General features: G+C 46.7%; 16 protein-coding genes. 15 read left to right on the top strand and 1 reads right to left on the bottom strand.

Annotated features, from left to right (window positions below; translation table 11 throughout):
- Positions 1-3 precede the first annotated feature (3 nt).
- From aroA to DHX103_RS00925, 9 genes are all read left to right on the top strand, one after another.
- Complete coding sequence (aroA, locus tag DHX103_RS00965) at positions 4-1,287, top strand: 3-phosphoshikimate 1-carboxyvinyltransferase (protein WP_422123414.1); 1,284 nt, start codon at positions 4-6, stop codon at positions 1,285-1,287.
- An 85-nt stretch (positions 1,288-1,372) separates the two neighbouring features.
- Positions 1,373-2,626: a tetratricopeptide repeat protein gene (locus DHX103_RS00960; protein ID WP_422124696.1), complete on the top strand. Its 1,254-nt coding sequence runs from the start codon at positions 1,373-1,375 to the stop codon at positions 2,624-2,626.
- 14 nt (positions 2,627-2,640) lie between these two features.
- On the top strand, positions 2,641-3,204 hold the full coding sequence (locus tag DHX103_RS00955; RefSeq protein WP_422123413.1) for a ReoY family proteolytic degradation factor: 564 nt from the start codon (positions 2,641-2,643) through the stop codon (positions 3,202-3,204).
- 5 nt (positions 3,205-3,209) lie between these two features.
- Positions 3,210-3,653, top strand: coding sequence for a DUF2487 family protein (locus tag DHX103_RS00950; protein WP_422123412.1), 444 nt, complete (start codon positions 3,210-3,212; stop codon positions 3,651-3,653).
- A gap of 148 nt (positions 3,654-3,801) precedes the next feature.
- Complete coding sequence (locus DHX103_RS00945; protein ID WP_422123411.1) at positions 3,802-4,305, top strand: ubiquinol-cytochrome c reductase iron-sulfur subunit; 504 nt, start codon at positions 3,802-3,804, stop codon at positions 4,303-4,305.
- Between the two features lie 21 nt (positions 4,306-4,326).
- Positions 4,327-5,001, top strand: a complete 675-nt coding sequence (gene qcrB / locus DHX103_RS00940; protein WP_422123410.1) for a menaquinol-cytochrome c reductase cytochrome b subunit — start codon at positions 4,327-4,329, stop codon at positions 4,999-5,001.
- Positions 5,002-5,039: 38 nt separating this feature from the next.
- Entirely contained in the window at positions 5,040-5,825 is a 786-nt protein-coding gene (locus tag DHX103_RS00935) for a c-type cytochrome (RefSeq protein ID WP_422123409.1), read from the top strand.
- A gap of 60 nt (positions 5,826-5,885) precedes the next feature.
- A complete protein-coding gene (locus DHX103_RS00930) occupies positions 5,886-6,509 on the top strand; it encodes a DUF1405 domain-containing protein (RefSeq protein WP_422123408.1) in 624 nt (207 codons plus the stop codon).
- A gap of 41 nt (positions 6,510-6,550) precedes the next feature.
- The gene (locus DHX103_RS00925; protein WP_422123407.1) at positions 6,551-7,234 is read left to right on the top strand and encodes a zinc metallopeptidase; all 684 of its coding nucleotides are present in this window, start codon (positions 6,551-6,553) and stop codon (positions 7,232-7,234) included.
- A gap of 317 nt (positions 7,235-7,551) precedes the next feature.
- Here DHX103_RS00925 and DHX103_RS00920 read toward each other — a convergent pair whose 3' ends face one another.
- Positions 7,552-8,418, bottom strand: coding sequence for a YitT family protein (locus DHX103_RS00920; protein ID WP_422123406.1), 867 nt, complete (start codon positions 8,416-8,418; stop codon positions 7,552-7,554).
- A gap of 107 nt (positions 8,419-8,525) precedes the next feature.
- On the opposite strand from DHX103_RS00920, the gene DHX103_RS00915 reads away from it, so the two are divergent.
- From DHX103_RS00915 to DHX103_RS00890, 6 genes are read left to right on the top strand one after another with little or no spacing between them, the layout of a single operon-like run.
- The gene (locus tag DHX103_RS00915) at positions 8,526-8,864 is read left to right on the top strand and encodes a nucleotide pyrophosphohydrolase (RefSeq protein WP_422123405.1); all 339 of its coding nucleotides are present in this window, start codon (positions 8,526-8,528) and stop codon (positions 8,862-8,864) included.
- The gene (gene dapB, locus DHX103_RS00910; protein WP_422123404.1) at positions 8,861-9,661 is read left to right on the top strand and encodes a 4-hydroxy-tetrahydrodipicolinate reductase; all 801 of its coding nucleotides are present in this window, start codon (positions 8,861-8,863) and stop codon (positions 9,659-9,661) included. Before DHX103_RS00915 ends, dapB begins: the two co-directional genes overlap by 4 nt.
- A gap of 13 nt (positions 9,662-9,674) precedes the next feature.
- Entirely contained in the window at positions 9,675-10,079 is a 405-nt protein-coding gene (gene mgsA / locus DHX103_RS00905) for a methylglyoxal synthase (RefSeq protein ID WP_422123403.1), read from the top strand.
- A gap of 11 nt (positions 10,080-10,090) precedes the next feature.
- Positions 10,091-11,245, top strand: a complete 1,155-nt coding sequence (gene bshA / locus DHX103_RS00900; protein WP_422123402.1) for an N-acetyl-alpha-D-glucosaminyl L-malate synthase BshA — start codon at positions 10,091-10,093, stop codon at positions 11,243-11,245.
- Positions 11,229-12,362, top strand: coding sequence for a CCA tRNA nucleotidyltransferase (locus DHX103_RS00895; RefSeq protein ID WP_422123401.1), 1,134 nt, complete (start codon positions 11,229-11,231; stop codon positions 12,360-12,362). The genes bshA and DHX103_RS00895 overlap by 17 nt, the downstream gene beginning before the upstream one ends.
- The gene (locus DHX103_RS00890; RefSeq protein ID WP_422123400.1) at positions 12,340-13,323 is read left to right on the top strand and encodes a biotin--[acetyl-CoA-carboxylase] ligase; all 984 of its coding nucleotides are present in this window, start codon (positions 12,340-12,342) and stop codon (positions 13,321-13,323) included. The genes DHX103_RS00895 and DHX103_RS00890 overlap by 23 nt, the downstream gene beginning before the upstream one ends.
- The last annotated feature ends 76 nt before the right edge of the window (positions 13,324-13,399 follow it).

Genomic DNA, 13,399 nt, shown 5'->3' with positions numbered 1-13,399 from the left:
GCTATGGCATTGAAACTTGATTATAAGAAACCATCTTTAACAGGAAACATCCAGGTTCCGGGTGATAAATCGATTTCCCACCGCTCCATCATGTTCGGGGCAATGGCTTCCGGAAAAACGACAGTCGAAGGCTTTCTTCTCGGCGCAGATTGTTTGAGCACCATCAGCTGTTTTCAGAAGCTCGGGGTTGAAATCGAGTTGAACGGCGAGCAGGTGACCATCAACAGCAAAGGAGCGGAAGGCTGGAATGAGCCTTCTGAAATTCTGGATGCCGGCAATTCCGGTACCACCACCCGATTGATGTTGGGCTTACTCGCTGCGACAAACTTTCATACAGTGATCACCGGAGATGAGTCGATTGCGAAACGGCCGATGAAACGGATTGTAGACCCGCTTCGCCAAATGGGCGCTGATATTCGCGGCCGCCAAAATGGCCAGTTTACTCCACTGGCCATTCAAGGAACAAAACTATCAGCCATCAATTATACGTTGCCGGTGGCCAGTGCACAGGTGAAATCGGCAATTCTGCTGGCGGCATTGTATGCAGATGGCATTACTCGAATTGAAGAACCGGTCGCGACCAGAGACCATACTGAAATTATGCTCGGCCATTTCGGCGTCGATTTAAAACGGCAAGCCAATACCATCCAGTTGGAAGGTGGGCAAAAGCTCACAGCAAGCCACGTGAAAGTGCCGGGCGACATTTCTTCTGCTGCCTTTATGATCGGTGCGGCATTGATTACGGCAAACAGTGAGGTCCGTCTGGAGAATGTGGGGATCAATCCGACGCGGACAGGAATTCTCGATGTGGTCAAGCAAATGGGTGCTGATGTGGAAGTAATTGAAATGGATACAGCAGGAGAGCGTGCGGCTGAACTGATTATCCGTTCAGCCCGTTTGAATGGCGTGGAAATCAGCGGCGCCCTCATTCCGAGGTTGATTGATGAGATCCCGGTCATTGCGTTGATTGCTACGCAATGCCACGGAACGACTGTCATCAAAGATGCAGAAGAGTTGCGCGTCAAAGAAACGGATCGAATTTCTGCAGTGGTCGATGAACTGTCGAAAATGGGCGCCGATATAACGGCTACCGAAGACGGCATGATCATCAACGGACCGACTCCACTTGTTGGCGCGGAAATGAAAACATATGGTGACCACAGGCTGGGCATGATGGCTGCCGTCGCTTCATTGGCAGCGGAAGGGCCCGTGCTGATCGATGATCCGGATTGTATTGCCGTGTCTTACCCCGGCTTCATAGAACAACTCAATAGTCTGATTCGCTGACTCTCCTTATAGGGGAGTTTTTATTATGCTTAAAACCGCGTATCGTGTAGGATGGAACTATGAAACTGAAGGAATAGGTGATTGGATGGCAACTGTAGAAGATATTCAAAAAGCGGTAGAACAGGGAGATATGGGCAAGGTGAATGCCTTGCTCGATACCTATATGCTAAGCGGCGAACCCGATGAGCAATTTGGCTTGTCGGAATGGCTTGGAGAAATCGGTTTTGTCGAAGAAGCGATAAAGATTTTGGAGCATCTCGAATACTTGTTCCCCGAGGAAAATCAATTGAAAATTGACCGGGCGAACCTGCTGATCGAAGCGGACCGGGAAGATGAAGCGTTGAATCTTCTGATGGAAATTCCAAAGCACGATGAATTATATCCACAGGCACTCGTGACATTGGCGGATCTGTTCCAGCTTCAGGGCTTATTGGAGGCTGCAGAAAACCGCTTGGATGAAGCCATCGGGCTGTTGCCGGATGAACCGCTGCTGATGCAGGCGAAAGCCGAATTGCTGCTGGACTCCGGCAGGTATTTGGAGTCCGCGAAAATTTATCAGGATTTGAAAGATGCAGGAGTCAAAATAGAAGGCGTCAGCATTTCCGAGCGGTTGGCGGAAGTGTACAGCGCGGGTGCAGCGTACGAAGAAGCATTGCCTTATTACGAAGAGGCTCTGGAAGAGCAGGTGCGGCCGGATGTGCTGTTCGGTGCCGCGGTTGCTTCGTTCCAGACGCGTGAATACGAACGTGCGGTGGCACGACTCGATGAATTGATCGCGCTTGACCCTGATTATTTCTCAGCCTATTTATTGAAAGCTCAAAGCCTCAATATGGCTGAAAATTACAAAGGGGCATATGAAGCCATTAAAGAAGGAATAAAGAGAGACGAATTTGATAAAGAATTATACCTTTTTGCCGGTAAGCTTGCGATGAAATTAGGTCAAACGGATGAAGGTGTCGAAAACCTCCGGCAGGCAGTCGCCCTCGATCCGGAATATATGGAAGCAATTTATGCACTTATCTCTTATTTCCATTCCCAGGAAATGGATGAGGACGTGCTGGAATTATCGGAAGCCGTGGTCGCAAGCGGTGATGATTGGGCCGGCTTGTATCCAATGATTGCCGAAGCCTATGAGCGCTCCGAGCAATTCGAAAAAGCTTCTGCCTATTTCGAACTGGCATACCCGGCATTCCGTGATGATCCGGAATTTCTCGGAAAATATGCGCGCTTCCTGATTGAAGAAGGTAAAAGAGAGCGCGCTCTTGAAATAATAAAAGAGTTGCAGATTTTGGAACCCGAAAACCAGGAATGGCTGGATCTGCAGCAATCTTTTGAGTGAAAGGAGGATATACTATGACCGCTTCCGTGTCGGTTGGAGATAAAAAGCAATTTGTCCGCTGGTTTCTTCAATCATATAAGATGAAACGTCGTGAATGCATCTGGATTTTGAACTATATGCTCAGCAATGAAGAACTGTTGGAGAAGATCCATTTTGTGGAAGAAGCACATTATTGCCCGCGAGCGATGGTCATGTCCTCAACTGAATCAAAAGAACTGCCCTTCCGTTTCTACAAAGGCAATCTGATGACAGCAGATGCGGAAAAATCGTTCCATGACCTGCGGCTGAATCCGGAACAGGACCTCTATTTGCAATTGAACTTTCCGAACCGGCCACCCACGCCGCTCTATCTGTCCGTTCTGGAAGAAAATCCTTACATTCCATTGGATGAAACCATCAATGCGGAAGACAGGAAACTCGCTGAAGATTTTTTGGCAGACAGTGTGTCGTCTTTCCAGGAAAAAACGATTCTCAAACAGATTGATGAAGCACTCGATGCGAATGATAAAGAAAGGTTTTTTGAACTTTCATCGCTGCTGCATAATATAAAGGTGATAAAAAAATTGGAAGGTGAGTAGATCTCATGCATTTTATCGGCAAAGACATAGAGCAATATATTAATCAGCTCGAATACGTGGATACTGGGGTTGTGCCGCTTCTGGAACTCAATCTGAGTGCATCCGGCCTGAAAAAAAGCGCCGGCGCATCTGAATATCTCCAATCCTTGACGGCGTTGCTTGAAAAGCAATTCAAAGGCCGTATCATGCTGTTTCCGCCTGTATCCTATTCCAATAATGCAGACAGAACGAGGCTCTCAACAGAAATTTCGACGGAAATGGCCAAAACCGATTTCAAACACGTTTTCTATATAACGACGGATGCGGAATGGCGATCAGTAGAAGAGCTTAAAAATGTCATTTGGCTGCCCGCGATACCCACAGAAGATATGGATCGCAGTTTCAAACAATCGGTCATGGAAGATCAGTTGCGCCAAGTGCTTCCGCTATTTCTGAAAGAATGGTCATAAGCTTCATGAAATGTTCACAAACTGGCATTTAGCTTCAACGCAATATTGACCTGATGTTTCGATTGATATATCATTAGGTTGTCCTAGTAATTATATTTGAATGAGTATGTCCATTGGACTGACCTTGAATGTTAGAGGGGGGAAAAGGATGAGTAACAATCGTGTATCACGACGTCAATTTTTGGGCTACACTTTAACAGGTGTCGGCGGATTCATGGCAGCAGGTATGCTAATGCCGATGGTGCGTTTTGCGGTTGACCCGGTTCTTCAGCAGAAGGGCGCAGGCGACTTCGTATTAACAGACCAGCGAGTAGAAGATATCACCGCAGAACCATTGCGTGTCGACTTTGTATATGAGCAAACGGATGCATGGTATGTATCTGAAGTAACTAATTCAGCTTGGGTTTACAAAGAAGGCGATAAATTAATCGCGCTATCGCCTGTCTGCAAACATTTGGGATGTGTAGTCAACTGGGCCGGCGATCCGGAACAGCCAACACAATTTTACTGCCCGTGCCACGCAGGCCGTTATGAGAAAAACGGACAAAATATCGCAGGTACACCACCGCTTGGGCCACTCGATGAATACGCAGTCGAGGAACAAGATGGCTATGTAGCTATCGGAGCAATAAGAGAAAACACTTTAGTTTAATAGTTAGGGGGTACGATACCAGTGCTAAACAAGTTATATGATTGGGTTGATGAGCGTCTGGACATTACGCCAATCTGGCGTGATATCGCAGATCATGAAGTACCGGAACACGTAAACCCCGCACACCACTTTTCAGCATTCGTATATTGTTTTGGGGGATTAACGTTCTTCATTACGGTAATTCAGATCTTATCCGGTATGTTCTTAACAATGTACTACGTACCAGATATCGAGAATGCCTGGCAGTCGGTTTATTATCTCCAGAATGAAGTAGCATTCGGAGAGATTGTGCGCGGTATGCATCACTGGGGAGCTTCTCTTGTAGTTGTAATGATTTTCCTTCATACGCTTCGCGTATTCTTCACTGGTTCTTACAAGAAACCGCGTGAATTAAACTGGGTTGTCGGTGTTTTGCTTTTTGGAGTTATCCTTGGATTGAGTTTCACAGGCTATTTACTTCCATGGGATATGAAAGCATTATTTGCGACAAAGGTTGGTATTGAAATCGCTGCATCTGTTCCAGTAATCGGCGGTATGATTAAAACCTTGCTTGCCGGGGATTCAACGATTCTTGGTGCACAAACCTTGACCCGGTTCTTCGCTATTCATGTATTCTTCTTGCCCGCCGCTTTGCTTGGGTTGCTCGGCGCGCATTTTATCATGATCCGGAGACAGGGCATTTCAGGCCCATTGTAAGCAATGCGGCTTAATGGATTTTTAAAGGAGGGGACACTATGCATCGCGGAAAAGGGATGAAATTTGTAGGGGATTCGCGCGTTCCAGGTCTGGAGCATCGTAAGCCGAATATCCCGAAGGATTATTCCGAATACCCTGGTAAGACAGAAGCCTTCTGGCCTAACTTCCTTTTGAAAGAATGGATGATAGGTGCTGTCTTCTTGATCGGTTATCTGCTTTTGACTGTCGCTCATCCGTCGCCTCTAGAAGGCCAGGCGGATCCGACTGACACAGCTTATATTCCATTGCCAGACTGGTATTTCTTATTCTTATATCAATTACTTAAATACGAATTTGCTTCAGGTCCATTTAACGTTGTGGGTGCCATCATCATTCCGGGACTCGCTTTCGGCGCATTGATGTTGGCTCCATTCCTGGATCCAGGTCCGGAAAGACGTCCGTCAAAACGACCACTTCCAACCGGATTCATGCTTCTGGGAATTGCTTCTATCATTTTCTTCACTTGGGAATCAGTAGCTAACCATGACTGGGAAGCTGCTGAAATTCAAGGCCAGATTACAGAAGAAGTTGAAATTGATACATCTGATCCAGGATATGAAATTTATTCCGCATCCTCATGTATCAGTTGTCATGGCAATAACCTCGAAGGGGCTGTGGGACCTTCTTTAGTGGGAACCGGCTTGTCTCCTGAAGAGATTGCTGACATCGCTGTAAATGGTATTGAAGTAGACGGCAATCAACTTATGCCGCCTTCTTGGGACGAAGGTTCGGATGAAGATCTTCAGGTCTTGTCCGAATTCATTGCAGGATTGGAAGCAGAATAACATACTAAAAAAGAGCCGGGAAACCGGCTCTTTTTTGCTATCTTGGAAGGGAGAAACAAAATGCTTTCCTACATAAATCAACTTTCTGCCTGGCTGATGTTCAAGCCATTTCTTGTGCTGCTGTTTTTGGTGAATCTTGCGGGAACCATTTACGGATACATATGGTACGGCTGGCAATTGGCCATTACAGAACCGAAATTTCTCTTGTTCGTTCCGGACAGTCCGACAGCCAGCCTTTTTTTTACAATCGTGCTCGGATTGTGGCTGATCGGTAAACGCAATAGCCTGATCGAGGCACTGGCTTTCATCACATTAATCAAATATGGTTTGTGGGCAGTCGTGATGAATCTTCTCACTCTGTGGCAGACAGGTGACATCGGCTGGGTGGGCTGGATGCTTGTGGCTTCCCATTTCGCCATGGCATTGCAGGCCATTCTTTATATGGAACATTATCGGTTCGGCTGGTTCGCAGTTGCACTCGCTGCAGTATGGACTTTGCATAACGACGTCATCGATTATGTCTTCGGTCAGATGCCTATTTACAGCAGTCTAGCGCAGTACAGCAACCAAATCGGCTATTTTACTTTCTGGCTTTCAATTGCATGCATCGCTTTTGCCTTGTATGTTGCCTGGTTGAACAAGGGCGCTTCGTTTCAGTTGACCAAGACTGACCAATACAGGTAAAATAGAAATATAAGATAACAAAGAAAGGGTGTCATTGCTATATGGGATTAGGTTCTTACCTTATCTATTTCGCCGTCCTATTGTTACTGCCTTTATGGGCACAATTCAAATTAAAAAGAACGTACGGCAAATATTCAAAATTACGCTCAACTTCCGGTCATACGGGAGCGCAAGTGGCCAGAATGATTCTTGATCAAAACGGCCTGTACGATATTAAAGTTATCGAAAGCCGGGGGAAATTGAGCGATCATTATAACCCGTTGAAAAAAACTGTTGCGCTTTCAAGCCATAATTACCACGAAGCTTCAGTGGCAGGTACAGCTGTAGCGGCTCACGAAGTGGGCCATGCGATTCAGGATGCGGAAGATTATTCGTTCCTTCGCTTCCGTCACCGACTCGTGCCAGTGGTGAATATATCTTCCAATATGTCTTGGGTTTTCATCATGATCGGTTTATTTGCACAAATGAGCGGGGCTTTGCTGATTGGTATTGTCCTTCTTGCAATCGGTGTTCTGTTCCAGCTTATCACCCTGCCGGTCGAGTTTAATGCCTCGAACCGTGCGATGGATCAATTGCTGTCAGCCAATATCATTCGCAACGAGGAAGAGCCTCACGCGAAAAAAGTATTGAATGCGGCCGCGATGACTTATGTAGCTGCAACTGCAGTTGCTGTAATCGAGCTTGCACGCCTCTTGCTGATCTATACAGGCATGAATCGTTCATAAAATATCAAAACCGTCCCGATTTTTATCGGGACGGTTTTTTGCTCCTAATTTATAAGATATATGAAAGAAATAGCTCAGATAACGCTTTATTGCTTCGACGGCATTCGCTTATTCCTGAGTCGGACCTTTGATGAAGGAAGTCTCCAAGATATGGAGCAAAACAGCGAAGACGCCATGGGGACCAAGCGAAGTGCTGAGATCCACTTGGGCGAAGTGAAACGAGACCGAGTTAGCTCAGCGCGAGCCCCCAGGCAAGCGAAGCTGTTTTGCGGAGTATCGATTAGTGCCACTTTAGATGAAAAGGAAAAGTAGAAGCGTCAATGCAATGGCATTTTCTTGTCATCCAATGTAAAACCTTCCCCCATGACATCATGCACTTCGATCAATGAAACAAATGCATGAGGATCCACTGAGTCGATAATATTTTTCAGCCGGACGATTTCATTTCGTGCGACCACACAATAGAGCACTTCGCGTTCTTCTCTTGAATAATGGCCATAGCCGCGAAGAATGGTTATGCCGCGATCCATTTCATCAGCAATGCGGCTGGCTATTTCCTCCTGAGAATTCGAAATGATTAATGCACCGCGCCCAGAGTATGCACCTTCCTGCATGAAATCGATGACACGAGCGCCGACAAAAACAGCGACAAGCGTATACATCATCGAACGGTTATTGAGGAAAGCGAGCCAAGACAACAGTATGACCGCTGCATCAAACAGGAACATGGTCTTGCCCATACTCCAGCCGACGTATTTCTGGACAAGGCGAGCGATGATATCGACGCCGCCGGTGGTTCCTCCGTAACGAAAAATGATGCCAAGTCCGGCTCCGATAAAAATACCCGCAAACAATGATGCGAGAAAAAGATCATTCTGCAGGTCAATTTGAATTTCATAAATCAAAAAGATCTTCAGAAAAACAGATACGGCAACGGTTCCAATAATTGTGTACAGAAACAGGTTTTTTCCGAGCAGTTTCCAGCCTACAAAGAACAGTGGCAGGTTCAATAACAGATTCATCAGTGCAGGATCCCAATTGAATAGAAAATAAAAGATCAACGTAATTCCTGCAAATCCGCCTTCACCCAGCTCATTTTGGATATTGAAATGGACAAAACCGAAACTATAGATGGCCGACCCCAACAAAATGAAAAAAATGTTTTTAAATTGAAGATTTTTCAATTAGTATCAACTCCGTTCTGTATGCTCAACTCTTGTATTATGGGTTATCTTCAGGATTTTGACAACACCACCCCTTTTCTTTACGATTAAAACAGGAGTGTGAAAATATGGCACAAGAAAAAACGGTCAAACAATTGCAGCAGGAAGTGGATGACTATATATCCCAATTCAAAGAAGGCTATTTTACGCCGCTTGAAATGATTGCCAGGCTGACAGAAGAACTGGGGGAATTGGCACGGGAAGTTAGCCATGTCTATGGTCCGAAAAAGAAAAAGTTGACTGAAGCAGACGCCAGTATTGCCGAGGAACTGGGAGATTTGCTGTTCGTGCTGATCACCATGGCGAATTCGCTCGACATAGACTTAACAGAGGCGCATGATGGTGTGATGCAAAAATTCAATACACGTGATAAAAATCGTTGGACCAGAAAGGATGACAATAAATGACAATTCGAGTAGCAATAGCTGGTGCGCGTGGAAAAATGGGCCAGGAAGCGGTACATACAATTATGAAAAACCCTGAAATGGAATTAGTGGCAGTGCTGGATTATAAAGAAGTGGGGAAAACACTTGCAGATACCAGCCTGTTTCCGTCATCCTTTTCAACCCCGGTTTTCACAGACATGGCAGTTCTCTTTAAAAAAACGAAGCCGGATGTGCTGGTGGACCTGACTTCACCTGAATCGGTATACCAGCACACCAAGCAGGCGCTGGAACTTGGCATCCGCCCGGTAGTCGGCACAACGGGTTTTTCCGATGAAGAGCTGAAAGAATTGGCAGACTATGCCCGTACAAACAAAATTGGCTGCATCATCGCCCCCAATTTTGCCATCGGTGCGATTCTGATGATGAAATTTGCCGAACAGGCGGCCAAGTATCTGCCGGATATCGAAATTATTGAAATGCACCACGATCAAAAACTCGATGCACCGTCAGGAACCGCCATGAAAACAGCCCATATGATTTCTGCTCACCGGGATGTGCACGGCCAGGGCCATCCGAAAGAAAAAGAGACGTTGCCCGGAGCAAGAGGTGCCGATTACGATGGCATGCGTATCCACAGCGTAAGATTGCCTGGACTTGTGGCGCATCAGCAGGTGTTGATGGGTGGAGAAGGGCAGCTTCTGACCATCAGGCACGACTCGTTTAACCGAGGTTCATTCATGTCAGGTGTGGAATTTTCCGTCGAAAAAGTGATGGAGCTCGAAGCGCTTGTCTACGGATTGGAAAATATTATTGACTAAAGGGGAAGATGGCATGAAAATCGCTTTAATAGCGCATGACCGAAAAAAAGACGACCTGATTCAATTTGTCATCGCCTATCAGCCGATCTTAACGGAAAATTCACTATACGCAACCGGTACGACGGGGCAGCGGATTATCGATGAAACGGGTCTTCAAGTACATAAATTCCGCTCAGGCCCGCTCGGAGGCGATCAGCAGATCGGTGCCATGATTGCACAGGATGAGATGGATATGATCATTTTTTTCCGTGATCCCCTGACCGCTCAGCCACATGAACCGGATGTTACGGCATTGATTCGTCTGTGTGATGTTTATAATATCCCGCTCGCGACAAATATGGGCACAGCCGAAGTGCTGCTAAAGGGATTAAAAGAAGGTTTTGTTGATTGGCGCCTCATCAGGGAGCGCAGAGGATAGGAGTGTCAGAAATGCGGAAAATGAAAATAGGCATCACCTGCTATCCGACTGTAGGCGGTTCTGGTGTTGTGGCTACGGAGCTTGGAAAACTGCTTGCTGAAAAAGGGCACGAAGTTCATTTTATTACATCCAGTACGCCTTTTCGTCTCAACCGGATGTATTCGAACATATTCAGCCATCAAGTGGACGTCAATTCCTACTCGGTATTCCAATATGCCCCCTATGATATCGCACTTGCGACCAAAATAGCAGAAGTGATCAAAAATGAAAAGTTGGACCTGTTGCACGTGCATTATGCCATTCCCCATGCCGTTTGCGCGATTTTGGGGAGACATATGGCAGGTTCGGATATCGGCATTGTGACGACCTTGCATGGCACGGATATTACGGTTTTAGGCACCGATTCTTCATTAAAGGAAGCCATCCGTTATGGCATTGAAAAATCGGATATTGTGACAGCGGTGTCGGATTCATTGCGCGATCAAACTTATGAAATGATCGAGCCGAAACAACAAATCGAAACCGTCTATAATTTTGTGGATGAACGCGATTATCATGTGAAAGACACCGGGTCCCTGAAAGAGGAACTCGGAATCAATCCAGATGAAAAAGTGGTTATCCACGTATCCAACTTCCGCAAAGTCAAAAGGGTGGGGGATGTCGTCGATACCTTTTCACGCATCCGGAACTCGGTCAACAGCAAATTGCTGCTGGTGGGAGATGGACCGGAAATAAGCGGCATCCAGCAACAGGTAAGAGATCTGGAAATGGAAGAAGATGTTTTATTTCTTGGGAAAAGGGATAATTTATCCGAACTGTATAATATTAGTGATTTGAAATTATTGCTGTCGGAAAAAGAGGCATTCGGCCTCGTCATGCTCGAAGCCATGGCTTGTGGTGTGCCGGGTATCGGAACGAATGTTGGCGGCATTCCTGAAGTTATTGAACCGGGGCAAAACGGTTATCTGGTTGAACTGGGGGATACGGAACAGGCGTCAAAATACGGTGTTGAAATTTTGACGGATAAAACGCTGGCCGCCCATTTGAGAGCGGGGGCCATCGATACCGTCACATCGAAATTCCATTCCAGCAGAATTCTCAAAGAATACGAAGACCTTTATGAACGCCTGCTGCAAAAAGGGGAAAATCATGAAAACGGCGGTTGAAGTCATCAGAAAGCTGAAAGCTGCCGGCTATGAAGCGTATTTTGTTGGAGGAGCCGTCCGCGATTTTTTGCTCGGCAAAACGCCAGTGGATTTTGATGTGGCAACTTCTGCAGAACCTGAAGAGGTGAAAGCCATTTTTGATCGCACAGTGGATACCGGCATACAGCATGGAACAGTGCTTGTGTTAACCGGCGGAAGCGGGATAGAAGTCACTACTTTCAGGACGGAAAGCGGCTATTCCGACAATAGGCGGCCTGATAAAGTCGATTTCGTGAAATCGCTGGATGAAGATTTGAAACGGCGCGACTTTACGATCAATGCAATGGCGATGACGGAAGACCTTGAAATTGTCGATTTGTTCGGCGGGCGCAAGGACATTGGCGAAGGAACAATTCGCGCGGTCGGGAAGCCGGATGAACGGTTTCAGGAAGATGCCCTTCGCATGCTCCGGGCTGTAAGATTTTCCGGTCAATTGGATTTCTCCATTGATGAAGAAACTTTGGCATCGATCCGGAACAATGCCGCATTGATCCGATCCATTGCCGTTGAACGCATCAAAGTGGAATTGGATAAAATCATGGCCAATACAAACGCTGCCAGAAGCATTGATTATTTGATCGATTCCGGACTGGCTGATCAGCTACCGGCGGGGCAACTTTTCAAAACGGATTGGAGCGGCTTCCTTCCGACAGCCGACCCGTTGAGCGGCTGGCTCTACGCTTTTTGGCACAATGCAAAAGATACATCTGCACTGACAGCCTATAAATTTTCAAATGAAGAAAAGAACACCGTCAAACGGGCTTTGTCCGCCGCTTCTCAGGAACATTGGGATTCGTGGACTTGTTACAGTTATTCGTCAAAGCAATTGGAGCTGGCTGCAGCCCTGACCGGTAGAAATTCCGGCTGGATCCGAATGAAAGAGAATTTGCCTGTCCGTTCAAAATCAGAGCTTGCGGTCAATGGCCACGACCTGATGGAATGGATGGAGAAGAAACCGGGACCGTGGCTGAAAGAGCTACTGGAGGAAATCGAAAGAAAAATTGTTTTCAGCGAATTGGAAAATGACAAAGAGAAGATAAAGGGATGGTTCTTGGATGAATATAATCGTTACAAATAAATTAGCCGGACGATTAATGGAAGCTGCTGGTGAACCGGTTTCGGGGCAACAGCTGGCTGACGAATTCGGCATTTCCAGAACAGCAGTCTGGAAGCACATCAAAGACCTCCAGGAAAAAGGCTATGAAATATCATCGGTTAAGAAAAAGGGCTATGCGCTGACCGGTGTACCGGATTCCCTTGAAGCCGCGGCAATTCAGCCATTGCTGAAAACAGAACGCTACGGGAAAACATTGGAATATCTCAGCAGCTGTGAATCAACCCAGATCATAGCGCATCAGTTAGCTCAGCAGGAAGTTCCTGACGGGACAGTGGTGCTGTCTGAAGAACAGACTGCCGGACGTGGAAGAATGGCCCGGAAATGGGATTCAGCACATGGCAAAGGCATCTGGATGAGCATCATCCTGCGGCCGGATGTGCCGATTCAGCGTGCCCCCCAGTTTACGTTGATTGCCGCAGTGGCTGTCGTCCGCGCCATCCAGGAAGTGACCGGCCTCAATCCCGATATCAAATGGCCGAACGATATTTTATTGAATGGAAAAAAATGCACGGGCATTCTGACAGAGCTGCAATCGGATGCTGACGGCATTCAGGCGCTGATCATCGGGATCGGCTTGAATGCCAATCAGCAAACGGAAGATTTCAGCGATGAAGTAAAAGACATCGCCACGTCATTAAAATTGGAAAAAGGCGAGGATATCAATCGCCAGGAACTCGTCCGATCCATTTTATACCATCTCGAGCAATATACCGCCATTTACATCAAAGAAGGTTTTGCGGCCATCAAGCTGCTGTGGGAAAGTTATTCCACAACCATCGGCAAGCCAGTCCGTGCGCGTCTGGCCAAAGAGACGCTCGAAGGCATCGCGGAGAGCATTACAGATGAAGGCGTCCTGCAGATCCGCACACCCGACGGCAAGCTCCACGGCATTTATTCGGCAGACATCGAGATGAAGAATTGATAATTGTTTTTGTTCTGCAACTTCTGCTATAGTATTTTTAACGGGCAGTATCTCTGATGGAACTGCACCGCTATTA

The organism is Planococcus daihaiensis (genome assembly GCF_049262615.1).
Lineage (GTDB): Bacteria > Bacillota > Bacilli > Bacillales_A > Planococcaceae > Planococcus.
The sequence above is the reverse complement of the archived record's forward strand: the minus strand, read 5'-3'. Positions and strand labels throughout refer to the sequence as shown.

What these genes read in the sequence shown, in the direction of transcription:
- DHX103_RS00915 (WP_422123405.1), top strand. Translation starts at nt 8,526, where the DNA reads ATGGCACAAGAAAAAACGGTCAAACAATTGCAGCAGGAAGTGGATGAC.
- bshA (WP_422123402.1), top strand. Translation starts at nt 10,091, where the DNA reads ATGCGGAAAATGAAAATAGGCATCACCTGCTATCCGACTGTAGGCGGT.
- DHX103_RS00935 (WP_422123409.1), top strand. Translation starts at nt 5,040, where the DNA reads ATGCATCGCGGAAAAGGGATGAAATTTGTAGGGGATTCGCGCGTTCCA.
- DHX103_RS00955 (WP_422123413.1), top strand. Translation starts at nt 2,641, where the DNA reads ATGACCGCTTCCGTGTCGGTTGGAGATAAAAAGCAATTTGTCCGCTGG.
- DHX103_RS00930 (WP_422123408.1), top strand. Translation starts at nt 5,886, where the DNA reads ATGCTTTCCTACATAAATCAACTTTCTGCCTGGCTGATGTTCAAGCCA.
- DHX103_RS00945 (WP_422123411.1), top strand. Translation starts at nt 3,802, where the DNA reads ATGAGTAACAATCGTGTATCACGACGTCAATTTTTGGGCTACACTTTA.
- mgsA (WP_422123403.1), top strand. Translation starts at nt 9,675, where the DNA reads ATGAAAATCGCTTTAATAGCGCATGACCGAAAAAAAGACGACCTGATT.
- DHX103_RS00895 (WP_422123401.1), top strand. Translation starts at nt 11,229, where the DNA reads ATGAAAACGGCGGTTGAAGTCATCAGAAAGCTGAAAGCTGCCGGCTAT.
- DHX103_RS00950 (WP_422123412.1), top strand. Translation starts at nt 3,210, where the DNA reads ATGCATTTTATCGGCAAAGACATAGAGCAATATATTAATCAGCTCGAA.
- DHX103_RS00960 (WP_422124696.1), top strand. Translation starts at nt 1,373, where the DNA reads ATGGCAACTGTAGAAGATATTCAAAAAGCGGTAGAACAGGGAGATATG.
- DHX103_RS00890 (WP_422123400.1), top strand. Translation starts at nt 12,340, where the DNA reads ATGAATATAATCGTTACAAATAAATTAGCCGGACGATTAATGGAAGCT.
- aroA (WP_422123414.1), top strand. Translation starts at nt 4, where the DNA reads ATGGCATTGAAACTTGATTATAAGAAACCATCTTTAACAGGAAACATC.
- DHX103_RS00925 (WP_422123407.1), top strand. Translation starts at nt 6,551, where the DNA reads ATGGGATTAGGTTCTTACCTTATCTATTTCGCCGTCCTATTGTTACTG.
- dapB (WP_422123404.1), top strand. Translation starts at nt 8,861, where the DNA reads ATGACAATTCGAGTAGCAATAGCTGGTGCGCGTGGAAAAATGGGCCAG.